At 68.7% G+C, this 15,513-nt stretch carries 12 protein-coding genes; 7 read left to right on the plus strand and 5 right to left on the minus strand.

Annotated elements, in window-relative coordinates; all coding sequences use genetic code 11:
- Positions 1-72 precede the first annotated feature (72 nt).
- Positions 73-729, plus strand: a complete 657-nt coding sequence (locus GA0070561_RS33790) for a haloacid dehalogenase-like hydrolase (RefSeq protein ID WP_167362505.1) — start codon at positions 73-75, stop codon at positions 727-729.
- Positions 726-1,586, plus strand: coding sequence for an oxygenase MpaB family protein (locus GA0070561_RS27810; RefSeq protein WP_091407032.1), 861 nt, complete (start codon positions 726-728; stop codon positions 1,584-1,586). The genes GA0070561_RS33790 and GA0070561_RS27810 overlap by 4 nt, the downstream gene beginning before the upstream one ends.
- A gap of 135 nt (positions 1,587-1,721) precedes the next feature.
- On the opposite strand, the gene GA0070561_RS27815 is transcribed toward GA0070561_RS27810, so the two are convergent.
- Genes GA0070561_RS27815 through GA0070561_RS27830 form a run of 4 tightly spaced genes read right to left on the minus strand, consistent with a single transcriptional unit; the run spans position 1,722 to position 7,250 of the window.
- The gene (locus GA0070561_RS27815) at positions 1,722-4,046 is read right to left on the minus strand and encodes a beta-xylosidase/alpha-l-arabinosidase (protein WP_091407034.1); all 2,325 of its coding nucleotides are present in this window, start codon (positions 4,044-4,046) and stop codon (positions 1,722-1,724) included.
- Positions 4,047-4,084: 38 nt separating this feature from the next.
- Positions 4,085-4,945, minus strand: a complete 861-nt coding sequence (locus tag GA0070561_RS27820; RefSeq protein WP_181539431.1) for a carbohydrate ABC transporter permease — start codon at positions 4,943-4,945, stop codon at positions 4,085-4,087.
- A gap of 2 nt (positions 4,946-4,947) precedes the next feature.
- The gene (locus tag GA0070561_RS27825) at positions 4,948-5,946 is read right to left on the minus strand and encodes a carbohydrate ABC transporter permease (protein ID WP_091407038.1); all 999 of its coding nucleotides are present in this window, start codon (positions 5,944-5,946) and stop codon (positions 4,948-4,950) included.
- Positions 5,943-7,250: an ABC transporter substrate-binding protein gene (locus GA0070561_RS27830; RefSeq protein ID WP_091407041.1), complete on the minus strand. Its 1,308-nt coding sequence runs from the start codon at positions 7,248-7,250 to the stop codon at positions 5,943-5,945. Before GA0070561_RS27830 ends, GA0070561_RS27825 begins: the two co-directional genes overlap by 4 nt.
- A 139-nt stretch (positions 7,251-7,389) precedes the next feature.
- Here GA0070561_RS27830 and GA0070561_RS27835 point away from each other — a divergent pair, with 139 nt between their 5' ends.
- From GA0070561_RS27835 to GA0070561_RS27845, 3 genes are all read left to right on the plus strand, one after another.
- Positions 7,390-8,394, plus strand: coding sequence for a LacI family DNA-binding transcriptional regulator (locus GA0070561_RS27835; protein ID WP_091407044.1), 1,005 nt, complete (start codon positions 7,390-7,392; stop codon positions 8,392-8,394).
- A 143-nt stretch (positions 8,395-8,537) separates the two neighbouring features.
- A complete protein-coding gene (locus GA0070561_RS27840) occupies positions 8,538-10,385 on the plus strand; it encodes a glycoside hydrolase family 15 protein (RefSeq protein ID WP_091407046.1) in 1,848 nt (615 codons plus the stop codon).
- Positions 10,386-10,515: 130 nt separating this feature from the next.
- On the plus strand, positions 10,516-11,070 hold the full coding sequence (locus tag GA0070561_RS27845; RefSeq protein ID WP_091407049.1) for a hypothetical protein: 555 nt from the start codon (positions 10,516-10,518) through the stop codon (positions 11,068-11,070).
- 78 nt (positions 11,071-11,148) lie between these two features.
- On the opposite strand, the gene GA0070561_RS27850 is transcribed toward GA0070561_RS27845, so the two are convergent.
- Positions 11,149-11,958 carry a hypothetical protein gene (locus tag GA0070561_RS27850; protein ID WP_091407050.1) on the minus strand — a complete coding sequence of 270 codons (810 nt, stop codon included), beginning with the start codon at positions 11,956-11,958 and terminating at the stop codon, positions 11,149-11,151.
- A gap of 222 nt (positions 11,959-12,180) precedes the next feature.
- On the opposite strand from GA0070561_RS27850, the gene GA0070561_RS27855 reads away from it, so the two are divergent.
- On the plus strand, positions 12,181-14,358 hold the full coding sequence (locus tag GA0070561_RS27855) for a HelD family protein (RefSeq protein WP_091407052.1): 2,178 nt from the start codon (positions 12,181-12,183) through the stop codon (positions 14,356-14,358).
- Between the two features lie 131 nt (positions 14,359-14,489).
- The gene (locus tag GA0070561_RS27860) at positions 14,490-15,482 is read left to right on the plus strand and encodes a DUF1152 domain-containing protein (RefSeq protein WP_091407054.1); all 993 of its coding nucleotides are present in this window, start codon (positions 14,490-14,492) and stop codon (positions 15,480-15,482) included.
- The last annotated feature ends 31 nt before the right edge of the window (positions 15,483-15,513 follow it).

Genomic DNA, 15,513 nt, shown 5'->3' on the forward strand with positions numbered 1-15,513 from the left:
ACACTCGGCTCATGGCGAACCGCCCGTGGCACCAGGGTCGGTAGACCAGTGAGGGCGTCGACCGCAGACACCGTGATCTTCGATTTCGACGGTGTACTGCTGCGCGGCGACGCGTTCGGGCTGTTCCTGCGACGCACTGCCTTCGCGGGTGCCCGGCTGCCGCTCGCCGTCGCCGCGCTCGTTCTCCTCGCGCCCATCGCCACCATTCGCGCCCTCCGTCCGTGGGCGGCCCGGTGGGTGAGCCGAATCGGCTTGGTGGGCCGGAACGCGGACGAGTTGCGGGCGGAGTTGGAACGCTTCGGCGCGGACCTCGGTGCGGAGCCAGGGCGGATCATCGCGCCCGGTCTGCGGATGATCCGTACCCATCTCGCCGCCGGCGACCGGGTCATCGTGGTGACCGCGTGCGAGCACACCCTGGCGCGCGCGGTGCTCGACGCGATCGGCCTCACCGGGGTCGAGCTGGTGGCCTCGCGCATTCGCGGGCCGAGGCTGATCGTGCACAACCACGGGGCGACCAAGATGGCGCAGCTCGCCGGCCAGGGGGTGACCCCACCGTGGCGGGTGGCCTACAGCGACTCGCTGTCGGATCTGCCCATCCTCGGCGCCGCCGAGCAGCCCGTGCTGGTCAACGCGAACGCGCGTCAGGTCGCCCGGGCACGCCGGTTACTCGGCGCCCGGCTGACCACCGTCACCTGGTTGGGTGGCCAGAGCCCGGAGGTCCGCCGATGAGAGGCCGCTACGACAACCTGACCCGCACCCGTGCGCTCGACCCGGAACGCGACTACCTGGTCATCTACCAGACCATGCTGCGCTACGAGTTTCCGTGGGACATGAAGCTCGGGCTCAACCTCGCCTTCAACCGTTCGTTCTCCATTCCCGCAATCGCCACCGTGCACACCGCCACGGGCGAGCTGACCGAACGCACCCAGAAGCGGATCGACGACACCGGTCTGCTGATGTACGAGATGGTGCTCAATGGCTTCGACCAACCTCGGGGCCGCGAGGCGTTGCGGCGCGTCAACCAGATCCACCGCCCGTACGACATCAGCAACGACGACTTCCGCTACGTCCTCGGCTGCCTGGTCGTGATCCCCACCCGGTGGTTGCAGGAGTACGGCTGGCGCCCACCCTGCTGCCACGAACGTCACGCCACGTACCTGTTCTACCGGGAACTGGGCCGACGAATGGGCATCACCGACATCCCCGGGTCCTACGACGAGTTCGAGACCTGGTTCGACGCGTACGACGCAGCTCACCTGCGACCCAACGACGACGCGGCGGCCATCGAACGCGCCACCCGCATGCTGATGCTCACCCGGATCCCCCGGATGCTCGCTCCGCTGGGAAACGCGCTGGTCAGCGCCCTGTACGACGCGCCGCTGCGACGCGCGACGCGGGTCGACACGCCGGCCTGGCCGCTCCGGGCGGGGTTGCACCTGGCATTGCGGACGCGCTCACGGTTGCAGCGGTGGTTCGGGGCACCACGGACGACCGCGTTGTTCGCCGATGGGATCAAGGCCAAGAGCTACCCCGACGGGTACGAGATCAGCCAGCTCGGCCCCCACCAGGACCGCGCGCGCGAGTAGCACGTCGGTAGTGCTGGCGTCGCCAGCTCGGACGCGCGCCGGCCCTGCGCTGCCGTGCGAGGTCATCGCGGAGAACCGGCGCGCGAGTGGGCCGGTCCGCCGACTGTCCTCAGGGGACAATCGGCGGACCGGCTCTCAGCGCACGTCGGTGGTGGTCCAGCGTGGCGAGGTGGTGGTGACCGGGACGGTGTCACCGACCAGCGTGGTCACCGCCTGGGCGTCCCGCCGCGCGCTGGTGCCGACCCACAGCTCGACGTCGCCGGGCTCCACCACGCGGGTGAACGTGCGGTCGGAGAAGGCCAGACGGGTGGTGGGCACCGTCAGCTCGACAGTGACGGACTGGCCCGGCTCCAGATGGACTCGCTGGTAGCCGAGCAGCTGCGCCACCGGCCGGGTCACCGAGGCGACCACGTCGCGACCGTAGAGCTGGACCACGTCGTCACCGGCGACCGCGCCGGTGTTCGTCACCCGCACGATCACCTGTACCGCCCCGCTGGTGGGCGCCGTGCTGGGCACGGTGAGCTCGTCGTACGCGAATGTCGTGTAGGACAGGCCGTGGCCGAACGGCGCCACGGGCGTCGCCAGCAGGTTGGTCCCCGCGTTGCCCGCACCGAGGGTGGGGTGCAGGTAGGAGTACGGCTGCGCGCCGGCCGACCCGGGCAGGGTCACGGGCAGCCGGCCCGACGGATTGACCCGCCCGGAGAGCACCCCCGCGATCGCCCCGGCGCCCTCCTCACCCGGGAAGAACGCCTGCACCACCGCCGCGCAGCGCGCGAGCGCCCAGCCGATGGCGTACGGCCGGCCGGTGACCAGCACGAGGACGACCGGTGTGCCGGTCGCCAGCACCGACTCGACCAGTTCGCGCTGGACGCCGGGCAGCTCCAGGTCGTCCCGGTCGCAGCCTTCGCCGACCGTGCCGCGTCCGAAGAGGCCGGCGTGGTCGCCGACGACCAGGACGGCCACGTCCGCGCCGGAGGCCGTGGTGACGGCCTCGTCGAATCCGGACCGGTCGTCGGTGTCCACGTCGCAGCCGCGTGCCCAGGTGACGAGATCGCCGCCGAACTCGGCCCGCACGGCGTCGAGCACTGTCGGCACGTCGATGCCGGCCTCCGCGCCGGGGTGCTGGGCGAGGACGTGGTTGAGGAATGAGTAGCACCCGAAGAGCGCGCTCTGCCGGTCGGCGTTCGGGCCGATGAGGGCCACCCGTTGCCCGGTGGGCAGCGGCAGCGCGTCCCGGTTGGCGACCAGCACGATCGATTCCTCGGCGAGCCGGCGGGCGATCGAACGGTGCTCGGGCGAGTCGAGGTCGATCGCCTGGGGCGGCTCGTCGCTGAAGGTCGCGTCGAGCAGGCCCAGGTCCTGCTTCTGGCGGAGCACCCGCAGCACCGCGCGGTCGATGAGCGCCTCGTCGAGCTTGCCCGCCCGCACCGACTCCCCCAGCGTCAGATAGGCGTCGCCGGTCGGCAGTTCGACGTCGAGACCGGCGGTCAACGCCTGCCCGGCCGCGTCCGCGTGATCGCTCGCCACGTGGTGCAGCAGGTTCAGGAACGCGACCCCGTAGTAGTCGGCCACCACTGTGCCGTCGAAGCCCCACTGGTCGCGCAGGATGCCGGTCAGCATCGTCGGGTCGGCGGCGACAGGCATCCCGTCGATCTCGGTGTACGAGTGCATGACACTGCGGGCGTCGCCGTCGATGATCGCCATCTCGAACGGGGGGAGCAGCACGTCGGCCAGTTCCCGGCGGCCGATGTGCACCGGGCCGAAGTTGCGCCCGGCGCGCGAGGCGGAGTATCCGGCGAAGTGCTTGAGGGTGGCGTGCACTCCCTGCGACTGGAGGCCACGCACGTACGACGTGCCGATGGTGCCGACCAGGTACGGGTCTTCGGCGATGCACTCGTCCACCCGGCCCCAGCGGGGGTCACGGATCACGTCGAGCACCGGTGAGAGCCCCTGGTGTACGCCCAGGGCCCGCATCGAGGAGCCGATCGCCGCGGCCATCTCGGTGACCAGTTCGGGGTCGAACGCGGCACCCCAGGCCAGTGGGGTGGGGAAGGTGGCCGCCTTCCACGCGGACAGCCCGGTGAGGCACTCCTCGTGGACGATCGCCGGGATGCCGAGCCGGGTGCCGGTGACCAGGTCGCGCTGGAACTTCCACAACCAGGCCGCGTGTTCGACCGCGTCCACGGGGCGGGTGCCGTAGGTGCGGGTGAGGTGACCGAGCCCGTGCCGGGAGAAGTCTTCGAGTTTGAAGGCGTCGCCGAACTCCCCCTGCAACGGTGCGACGGCCTCGCCGTCCTCCTTCTCCCAGAAGCCGACGAGCTGGGCGAGCTTCTCCTCGATCGTCATCCGGCCGAGGAGATCGCGTAGGCGGGCCTCGCCGTCGCGCCCATCCGGTCGGCCGTGCTCCCGACCTGCCTGAGCCGGCGCCGGCCCGCCCACTACCGCGTGGACCTCAGTCATGCTGTGCCTTCCTGTGGTTGTGCTCGTACCGCTGCCGCTCAGCCCTTGACCGCACCCTGCAGACCACCGACGATCTGCTTTTCCGCGAGTGTGAAGAAGAGCAGTGCCGGCAGCATCGCCAGCGAGGTGAAGGCGAGTACGCCCGCCGTGTCGGTGGTGTACTGGCTGGAGAAGTTCTGCACGCCCAGCGGCAGGGTGTGCAGGTTGACGTCGCTGAGGACGAGCAGGGGCAGCAGGAACGAGTTCCAGCTCGCCACGAACGCCAGGACGCCAACGGTGACGAGCGCGGGCCGCGACAGCGGCATCGCGACGCGCCAGAGGAACCCGAGCCGGCTCGCACCATCGATGGCGGCGGCGTCCTCCAACTCTCTCGGGATGGCCGAGAGGAAGGGACGCAGGATCACGATCGTCAGTGGCAGTGAGAAGGCGACCTGCGGCAGGATCACCGCGTAGTAGGAGTTGATCAGGTTCAGGTCACGCAGCATGAGGTAGAGCGGCAGGATCGCCGCCCCGGCCGGAAACAGCAGACCGAGGGTGAAGAAGGTGTAGAGCCCTTCCCGCCCGCGGAAGCTGTAGCGGGCGAGCACGAACGCGGCGGCCAGTCCGAGCACGACCACGGCCAGCGTGGTGCCCAGGGCGATGACAGCACTGTTGAACGCCTGTTGCCAGAAGTTGCTCTGGGTCAGCACCCTGGCGTAGTTGTCCCAGACGAACGGGTCGGGCAGGCCGGCCGGGTCCGCGACGATCTGGGGGGTGGTGCGGAAACCGCCGATGACCACGTAGATGACCGGGGCGATCGACACCGCAGCGATCGCGAGGGCGAGCGCGTAGGTGAGCGGCGTGCCCCAGGAGACCTGACGGCGTCCGGTGGACGGGGGGAGAACCGAGTTCACGGCCATCGTCACTTCGCCCTTCCGGTGATGGCGCCCTCGATGTCGCGGCGGAGCAGGAACCGCTGGAACAGCAGCGCCGCCACGAAGGAGATGACGAACAGGATTACCGCCACAGCGTTGCCGTAGCCCCACAGCCGGGCGAAGAACCCGTTGTCCACCATGTATGTCGCCATGGTGGCCGACGCACCGAGGGACCGCACCGCGGGCACCGAGGTCACCCAGATCATGTCGAAGATCTGCAGCGAGCCGATCATGGACAGGAACATCCAGATCCGGATCGTCGGGCCGAGCAGCGGGATCGTGACGTGCCGTTGGATCTGCCACCAGCTCGCGCCGTCGATGGCCGCCGCCTCGGTCAGCTCGTCGGGCACATTGGACAACCCGGCGAGGAGCAGGATGATGGCGAAGCCGACGTATTTCCAGGTGAGGATGGCCAGCAGGGTCCAGATGACCACATCCAGGTCCGCCAGCCAGGCTTGCACCAGGCCGCCCATTCCCAGCGACCGCAGCAGCGCGTCGACAGTGCCGTCGCCGGTCAGCAGCAGCTTCCACATGATGCCGACGGTGACCTCGGCCAGCACGTACGGCACGAACACCAGCAGGCGGAACACGGCCCGCCCGCGGAAGCGACGGTTGAGCAGCAGGGCGACGCCCAGGGCGATCGGGCCCTGGATCAGCAGCGACCCGAACACGATGAGCGCGTTGTTGCGCAAGGCGTCGAGGAAGATCGGATCCTGGAAGGCGAGGGTGTAGTTGCGCAGACCGACGAACTCGGTGGGAGGCCCGACACCGCGCCACCGGAACAGGCTGTAGTAGACCGCGAAGCCCATCGGCACCAGCACGAACATCACGTAGATCAGAACGGCCGGTGTGGTGAGCCCGATGATCTCGTACCACTTGCGGCGGTTGTCGGCTCGGCGGGCGGAGTCGTGCCCGCCCCTGCGGGGGCCCGCCGGCGACGCGGAAGCGCCGCCGGCGGGCATACGGATCTGGTTGGCGGAGGTCACTTGCTTGCGGCCGCCTTCATTGCCGAGACGACCTTCTCAGGCGTCCCGTTGCCGGCGAAGATGGCGACGATCGCGTCGTTCATCGCGTTGCCGACGGTGCTGCCGTACGCCGTGTCCAGCCAGAGCTGGACGTAGCTCGCTCCGGAGGTGGCCTCCAGGATGGACTTCAGCGCGGGGTCCTTCACGGCGTCCGCCGCGCCCTTGGCGACAGGCAGGCCGGTGCCGGTCTCGGCGTAGCCCTTCTGCACCTCGGGGCTCACGAGGTACTTGAGGAACTCGACGCACTCGGCCGGGGCGTTCTTGGCGCAGGAGAACCCGTCGCCACCGCCGAGAGCCGCCTTCGGGTCACCCGGGGAACCGGAGATCGCCGGCACCGGGAACCAGCCGAGGAACGAGGCGAGCTTCGCCTTGTCCGTGGTGACGGTGTCCAGCGTGCCGCGGTTCCAGTCACCCATGAGCTCCATCGCGGCCTTGCCGTTGGCGAGCATGCCGTTGGCGCTGGTCGGGTCGTTCTGGCCCGGCGTGGCGATGAAGTTGGGCTGGAACGGCTTGGTGTCGATGAACGCCTTCAGGTCCTGGCCGGCCTTCACGAAGCACGGATCGTCGAAGTTCTTCTCCGCGGAGGCCTTCTTGAGGGCGTCGACCGAGCAGGCGCGCAGGGCCATGTTGTACCACCAGTGCGCGGCCGGCCACTTGTCACCGGCACCCACGGCGATCGGAATGACGTTGATCGCCTTGAGCTTGGTGACCGCGGTGTTGAGCTCCTCGAAGGTGGTCGGCGGAGCCGCGATGCCCGCCTTGGCGAACATTTCCTTGTTGTACCAGACGCCTTCGATGCCCATCCGGAACGGCAGGCCGTACTGCTTGCCCTTGACCTGCCAGATCTCCGCGGCGCTGCCGATGTCGCCGACCTCGGTCTTGGTCTGGTCGGTGATTTCCTTGAGGTAGTCGGCCTCCACCTGCTCGGTCATCTCGCCGCCGCCCCAGGCCTGGAAGATGTCCGGCGGGTCGCTGCTCAGCAGCGCGGCAGGGAGCCGGGTGCGCTGGAGCTGGTTCGTCTCGATCGCCTCGATCTCGATCTTGACGGTGGGGTGGAGTGCGGAGAAGTCCTTGGCGACCTTCTCCCAGTAGGTCTTGCCGGGCCCGTCCTGGGAGGCGTTGTGCCACCAGCTCAGGGTCACCGGGTCCTTGTACAGCTCGCTCTGAGGGGCCGCCTCTTCGCCGCCGCCGGAACACCCGGCGAGGACGACAACACTTGTCATTAACAGTGCCAGAACGGCACTCGCACGCCGCTTCGTTGCCATCGATGTCTCCTCGACTAGTCAGTCGCGGTACTCGGCCTGCGGCGAAGTTTTACAGTCATGTAACTTGATGTCAATCGGTATCGATAACGTTTTCGAGTCGCTGGCGACGCGCCCCCGGCGGGGCCCTATCATCATCGACGTGGTGTTTCAGCAGCGCGTCAAGATGTCGGATGTGGCACGTACTGCCGGCGTCTCGGTCGCGACCGTGTCGAAGGTCGTCAACGGCCGCTACGGCGTTGCCCAGGCAACCGTGGAGCGCGTCCAGCAGGTCATCCACGAGCTCGGCTACGAGGCGAGCCTGGGGGCGCAGAGCCTGCGCAGCCACCGCACCAACGTCCTCGGCATCCTGGTCGCCGAGTTCGAGCCGTTCTCGACCGAGCTGCTCAAGGGGGCGTCGCAGGAGGTCGCCGGGAGCGGATACCAGCTGCTGGCCTACTCCAGCGGGGACGGCGAGGGCGCCGCCGTGGGGTGGGAGCGGCGCTCGCTGGCCCGGCTCTCCGGCACACTCATCGACGGCGCCGTGATCGTCACGCCGACCGTGGTCGAGACCGAACACAGCTTTCACGTCGTGGCCGTCGACCCACACACCGGGCCGTCCGACCTGCCCACCGTCGATTCGGACAACTTCGCCGGCGCCGTGCTGGCGACCAACTACCTGCTGTCCCTCGGCCACACGCGGATCGGGCACATCAGTGGACGCACCGACCTGAAGTCGGCGCAGTTGCGCGAGGCCGGCTTCCGCAGTGCGATGGCCGACGCCGGTGTGCCGGTGGACGAACGCCTCGTCCGCGTCGGCGGGTTCCGGATCGAGAGCGCCGCCGGCACGGCCGCGGAGCTGCTCGCCCTCACCGACCGGCCGAGCGCGATCTTCGCGGGTAACGACCTCTCCGCGATCTCCACGATGACCGTGGCCCGCGACATGGGCCTGTCGGTGCCCGACGACCTGTCGGTGATCGGCTTCGACAACGTACCGGAGTCGGCGCTGGTCAACCCGCCGTTGACGACCATCATGCAGCCGCTGCAACGGATGGGCGCCGAGGCGTTGCGCCTGCTGGTCGACCTGATCGCCGGCGTCGAACGCGACACCCACATCCGGCTCCCCACAGAGCTGGTCATCCGCTCCTCCTGCCGCCCGCTGCACTGACGCCCGGGCCATGCAGCGCAGGACCCGGCCGTCGCCGTGACACGTGGGGACACGCGACAGGGTGGCGGAACGTGAATCTCACCTAAGTCGACAATTCCTCCCCTAGGTTCGGTGCGCAGGACGCAGCCGAACCGGGGAGAGATGTGGACAGCTATCCGGCGATCGAGGATCACGGGCTCATCGGCGACCTGCAGACCGCCGCGCTGGTGACGTGCGACGGGACGGTCGACTGGTTCTGCGCGCCGCGGTTCGACTCGCCGAGCATCTTCGGGGCCCTGCTCGACAAGGAGAAGGGCGGCTACTTCCAGATCGCGCCGCACGACGTGCGGTACGTGACCAAGCAGCTCTACCTGCCCGGCACACCCATCCTGATCACCCGGTTCATCAGCGCCGACGGGGTGGCCGAGGTGATGGACTTCATGCCGGTCACCGGCGAGCGGGCCACCGACACGCATCGGCTGGTCCGGACCGTCAACATGGTCCGAGGCAGCATGCGCTTCCGGGTGGAGTGCCGGCCGCGGTTCGACTACGCCCGCGAAGAGCATCAGCTTGAGCGCCACCACAACGGTTACGTCTTCCGCAGCCGGTCGGCGACGCTGACGTTCAACCCGGTCGACCCCGTGCGGCGGTTGATCTCCGAACAGGGTGACGTCCACCTTGAGGGCGGCGACCTGGTCGCGTACGGCACGCTGAACGAGGGCGACACCGGCGGGGTGGTCCTGGAGACGGGCGGCGCCGAACCGCGCATCTTCGCGCCGGAAGAGATCCAGGGCATGTTCGAGTGGACCCGGGACTACTGGCGACGCTGGCTCGAACGTTCCCGCTACACCGGCCGCTGGCGGGAGATGGTCGAGCGCTCGGCCATCACGCTCAAACTCATGACGTACGCGCCGACCGGCGCGATGATCGCCGCACCCACCACCGCGCTGCCCGAACTGGTCGGCGGAACCCGCAACTGGGACTACCGCTACACCTGGGTACGCGACACGTCGTTCTCGGTGCACGCGCTGCTCGGCCTGGGCTTCACCGAGGAGGTCAGCCAGTACATGAACTGGCTGGACGAGCGGATCCGCGAGGCCGGCGACCACCAGGACCCGCTGAAGATCATGTACCGGGTGGACGGCTCCTCCGACCTGCACGAGGAGGTGCTGGACCATCTGGAGGGCTACCGAGGCTCGCGGCCGGTGCGGATCGGCAACGGCGCCGCCGACCAGCTCCAGCTCGACATCCACGGCGAGGCCCTCTACGCCATGCACCTCGCCGACGAGCAGGGCATCCGCGTCTCGCACCAGGTGTGGAAGAGCACCGTCCGGCTGGTCGACTGGCTCTGCCACAACTGGGACCAACCCGACGCCGGCATCTGGGAGAGCCGCCACCACCCCCGCAACTACACATTCGGGCGGGTGATGTCCTGGGTCGCGCTGGACCGGGCCATCCGGCTGGCCACCCGCACCGGCCGCCCCGGGGACATGACCTGCTGGACCGAACAGCGCAACCGCATCTACAACCAGGTCATGGAGCGCGGGTACGACCGGGCTCGCGGCACCTTCGTGCAGGCGTACGACGAGAACGTGCTGGACGCGGCGCTGCTCGCCATGCCGTCGGTCGGTTTCGTCACGCCGAGCGACCCGCTGTGGCAGTCCACCTTGCAGGCGATCGAGCGCGAGCTGGTCTCCGACAGCCTGGTCCACCGGTACGACCCGGTCCACTCCCCCGACGGCCTCCCGGGTCACGAGGGCACCTTCAACATGTGCACCTTCTGGTACGTCGAGGCGCTGGCGCGTTCCGGCCGCCTCGACGACGCCCGACTCACGTTCGAGAAGATGTTCACCTTCAGCAACCACCTCGGCCTCTACGCCGAGGAGATCGCCGCGACCGGGGAGCAGATCGGCAACTATCCCCAGGCGTTCAGCCACCTCTCATTGATCAACTCAGCGTTGACGCTCAACGACCTGCTCGACACCGAGGCCGGCGCCCGCCGCAGGCGGTAAGCGCCAGCATGGTGCGGCCGACCGCCGCCCACTCGGAGCCGACGGCGGGAAGGGCTTGACGCGCCCACGTCGCATCGCGCATCGTCGATACACATCGACCATCTCGAATGTATTGACGCGGGGAGAACCGATGAAGGCATTCGTCACCACCGTCTCGGTTGCGGCCCTGCTGCTCCTGGCCACGGGCAGCGCATCCCACGGCCAGCCAGCGGCGGACCCGCCCTGCACCGGGCAGATCCACCCGAACCCGGGGTTCGAGCGCGGCACCACCGGCTGGACGGCCGGCCCCCGCATCGTCGTGCTCGGCGACGCGACCCGGCCCGCACACACCGGCCGCGCGTACGCCACCTTCGCCGGGCTGGACGTGACACGTGGCGACCTGCTGCGCACCACCGTCACCGTTCCGGCCAACTGCGACCTGACGGTCCGTTTCTGGGTGCGGACCACCACCACGGAGACCAGCCGCGGCGACTACCTGAACGTCGGACTGGCGGTCACCGGGATACCCCCGAAGACCAGGTTCTCGCTGGCCTTCGACGGCGGGGCGGAGTGGCGGCAGTACGTCATGTCGAGCGGAACCGCCACTACCGAACGCACCGCGACGGTCAGCTTCCTCGCCAGCGAGACGGCCGGCAACGGCGCCTCCGCCTTCGACGTCGACGACGTGTCCTTCACCTTGAGCTGACCTGGCGCGGCAGCCCTCGCCGCCGCGGTGATCGTCCTCGCGCCGCGCGACCTCGGCCAACGTCTGCCGTAGGTCGCCTCAGCCCGGTTGAGCCGGCCACTCCACCGTCTCGAGAGCGGGGTGGCTCTTGATCGCCTCGACCAACTGCTCGGACCCGCTGACCTTGGTGCCGAGTAGGTCGAAGTCCGTCCAGATGAACCAGGACCGGTCCGTGGGCCACAGATTCGTCGGTGTGAAGGGGTAGGGCCCTCCACGTTCTTCGATCAGTTCGGGGACTGCTGACAACGGCCCCCGCCACACGTGAGGATTGTCGAAGTTGCCGGCCGGCAAGGACGCGTAGAAGGCGACGCAGCTGGTCCCGGGGCCGTCGACCGACCAACGGCTCAGGGTGTCCAGTAGGGCATCCAGGCTCTCCTCGTCGAGGGACCCTTCGGGCGGTGGCTGGACGGCGACGGGCCAACTGCGATGTGGGAACCAGCGGTGGCATGGCGGGTAACTCCGATCCGATGCCTGTCCCTCGGTGAGATGCTGCGACCAGAGCGCCCGTCGCCATGGACTTCCCGGTCGGACAACGAAGCCCAGGGGAATACCAGTGTCGGTGGTGTCCTCGTCGAGGTTTATGCCTCCGATGATCTCCGGCGGGAGGTCGCCAGATTCGAGCCGGTGGCGATGCAGCTCGTCGTGAGTGCCCAGACCCGCAAGGCTGGGGTTCTCGTACATCGAATGAAGAACCCAGGTCGACGATTGCCAACCAGCGGCGTCGTAGCCGGTGGTCGCCTCCCGAACAGGACGGTCTGCAAGCCAGGTCAGCAGCATGGCCGGACCTTCAACGCGTTCCATCGACACGCCGCCATCTTGCCGCACCCAGTCCCGGAGGCCGAAGAGCACCCGTACTGCCCGGAACGCCTCCCGCAGAACAGATGAAGACTGGACTGTCAATAAGAAAATGGGATTGGTGAGGCCACAAGCAACCCCGGAACCGCAAGGCATTGAGATGCCGATCTCTGCCGGCTGATTTCCTGGCCGGTGAGGGGAATGAACTCTATGCTTGCCGCCGAATGCACTGCGGCTCATCCGGGCCGAGGGTTACCCCGATACAAGGATTTGCGAATGCACCGGAAGTCTGCCCTGAGAAACGGCACCGCTGGCGTCGACGAAGTAGCACCTGACGGCCAACTGCCGACCTCTATCGCAGAGGATGCCGCGCGTCGATCCGCGGTCGCCGAGGAACAGGCGTTTCTGGACTTGGCAACGGCCCGGCGGGATGGGCTGGCCGATCACCTACAGGTCGAGCTTTCGTCAGAGCCCTTGGACGCGTTGGAGCGGGCCCGGCAGCGCATGCTCCGCCAGCAGTACGACGAGCTACGGCAAGCAGAGGACGGTCTCGTCTTCGGCCGCCTCGACGGCCTTGACGGCACCGTGCGCCACGTGGGCCGTGTCGGTCTCCGCAACGACGGCGAGGGCGCTGAGCCACTGCTGGTGGACTGGCGCGCTCCCGCAGCTCGGCCCTTCTACACCGCGACGGCTGTCGACCCACAGGGTCAGGCGCGGCGCCGGCACATCCGCACGACGGGATCGGCCGTCGTCGGCGTGGACGACGAGCCCCTGGACGGGAGCACCACGGCGGACCTCGTCGGCGAAGGCGCTCTACTGGCCGCCCTCGACCAGCGCCGCACCGGTCGCATGTCGACGGCGATCTCCACCCTGCAACGCGAACAGGACGACATCATCCGGGCCGAGGCGACCGGCCCGCTGATCGTCCAGGGCGGCCCGGGCACGGGCAAGACAGTGGTTGCCCTGCACCGCGTCGCGTACCTGCTGTTCACCCACCGAAAGATGGCCGACCAGGCGGTCCTGGTCCTGGGCCCCTCGCCGCGGTTCCTCCGGTACATCGCCCAGGTGCTCCCGGCGCTCGGTGAGACCGCCGTCGTCTCGGCGACCTGCGACACCCTGCTGGCCGACGTTGAGGTGGGCCGCGACGAGAGCCGGCTTCTCGCCGAAATCAAGGGCCGCGCCCTCTGGCAGCCCACGCTCGAAAGCTACGTCGCGTCGCTGTTCCCCCGGCCGCGCGAGCTGAAGCTGCGCTGGGAGGGCGAGTTCTACGTCATCCCCGCCGCAACTGTGGCGCAGGCGCTCGCCTCGGCGGTGCAGGGGCGCCCGTACCACCGGGCCCGCGCGGCGTTCGCCGAGCAGTTGCATAACCTCCTGGCCGATGTCGTCGCCGAGCAGCGCGAGGCGCTGATGGCGGAGATGGAGGAAGGCTTCGAGGACATCCTCGCCCGCGTCGACAAGAGCATGGAGCATGACCACCACTCCACCCGGACGTCCACCGGCAGCGACATCGACGGGTTGCTCTCCGAGGAGGAAGTCGAACAGCTTCGTTGTCGTATCGCCGAGGACGCCACCATCGCCCGGTTCATCGAGGCATGGTGGCCCACCCTCGACCCCGAAGCCCTGCTGGCTGATTTCCTGACCGACCGCACCCTGCTGGCCCGGTTCGCCCCGCAGCTGTCCCCCGAGGAGATCACGGCCGTCGCGGCCGAGCCCGCTCCATGGGCATCCAGCGACATCCCTCTGCTCGACGCCCTCGCCGACCTGCTCGGCGAGGTCGACACCCCGCAACCACAGGGCGAGTTCCTCGCCGATCGCGCTCGCCGCCACCGCGGCTGGGTGTACGGCCACGTCGTGATCGACGAGGCGCAGGAGCTTTCCGAAATGCAGTGGCAGATGGTTCTCCGGCGCTGTCCCAGTCGCTCCATCACCGCCGCCGGCGACATCGACCAGGCCGAGGCAGCGCACCGGCACACCACCTGGGCACAAGCGGTGCGGGCTGCCTTCGGAGACCGCTGGACCGGCGCGGAACTCACCATCTGCTACCGGACCCCACGCGAGGTCATGGACCTCACCGAATCGGTCCTGGAGAAGGCTGGCAGCCACAACACTCCGCCACGAGCGTTACGTTCCTCCGGCATCGCCCCCTGGGAGCTCACCATCACCCCCGCTGAGGTTGCCGGCGCCGCCGTGGAAGCGGTGCGGCAGTTGCAGCAACGGTGGCACGGTGGCACGGTCGGCGTCATCGCCCCCGCGGAGCGCATCGCCACACTCCAAGCCGTACTGAGGGATGTGCCGGTGCTCACCGCAACCCAGTCCAAGGGACTGGAATGGGACGCGACGCTCCTCATCGACCCTCAGGGCATCGCCGCCGAACCGCGCGGTTGGAACGGCCTCTACGTCGCGCTCACCCGATGCACCCAGGAACTCGGACAGCTGACACTCACGCGGCAATGAGATTGCGCGGCTCAGCCGCGTAGGCAGCAGTGATGGCCGACACTTTCCCGACGGCATCACGCCGATGGAGGAGAAGCTGGCTCATCCAGCGTTGCCGGTGTCCGCCGCGCATCAGTGATCATTGAGCGGTGATGACCCCTGCGGCACCGCCGGCCGACTCCGGTGCGTTCTCGTTGGCAGTTCCGCCACTGTTCGCCGCGTTGGCTCCGGCGCGGAGCATCCTCATCGCCGGAGCCGGCGGGGGTTTCGACGTGTACGCGGGCCTGCCCTTGGCGTTCGCCTTGTGGCGCGCCGGCGTGCAGGTGCACCTGGCCAGCCTCTCCTTCTCGGAACTCGAGTTGATCGACCGAGACGCGTGGGTGGTGGAGCACGTCGCAGCGGTTCAGCCGGATACCACCAGCTCCGACTGGTACTTCCCGGAGCGGACGCTCGCCCGATGGCTGGCGGCTCAGCAACTGCCGTCGACGGTGTACGCGTTTCCACCGCTCGGTGTCCAGCCGCTGCGGACGGCGTACCGGCACCTGGTGCAACACCTCGACATCGACGCGGTGGTGCTGGTCGACGGCGGCACCGACGTGCTGCTGCGCGGCGACGAAAGCAATCTCGGCACTCCGGTGGAGGACATGACCAGCCTGGCCGCCGTGGCCGCGCTGGACGTACCGGTCAAGCTGGTGACCAGTCTGGGCTTCGGCATCGACGCCTACGACGGCGTCAACCATGTCGAGGTGTTGGAGAACCTGGCCGCGCTGGACCGCGACGGTGGTTACCTCGGTGCTCTGTCCATTCCCGGTTCCAGCCGGGAGGCAGAGCTCTACCGCGCTGCCGTCGCTGACGCCCAGGCGGCCACCCCGCAGCGGCCGAGCATCGTTCAGGGACAGATCGCCGCCGCCACCAGCGGTGAGTTCGGGGACGTCCGGTTCACCCGACGCACCGGCGGCGGTGACCTGTTCGTCAACCCGCTGATGGCGATCTACTTCACCGTCGACCTCGACAAACTCGCGGCCCGATGTCTCTACCTCGACCGCATCGAGAACACCATCGGCAGACGACAGGTCATCACACGCATCCAAGCGTTCCGCGACGAGCTTCTCGGCGCCCGCATCCCCCGCGCTTTCCCGCACTGATCGCCCGGACGGCGGCAGGTGCGGGTGGGCA

This window comes from Micromonospora saelicesensis (assembly GCF_900091575.1).
Taxonomy (GTDB): Bacteria; Actinomycetota; Actinomycetes; order Mycobacteriales; family Micromonosporaceae; genus Micromonospora; species Micromonospora saelicesensis.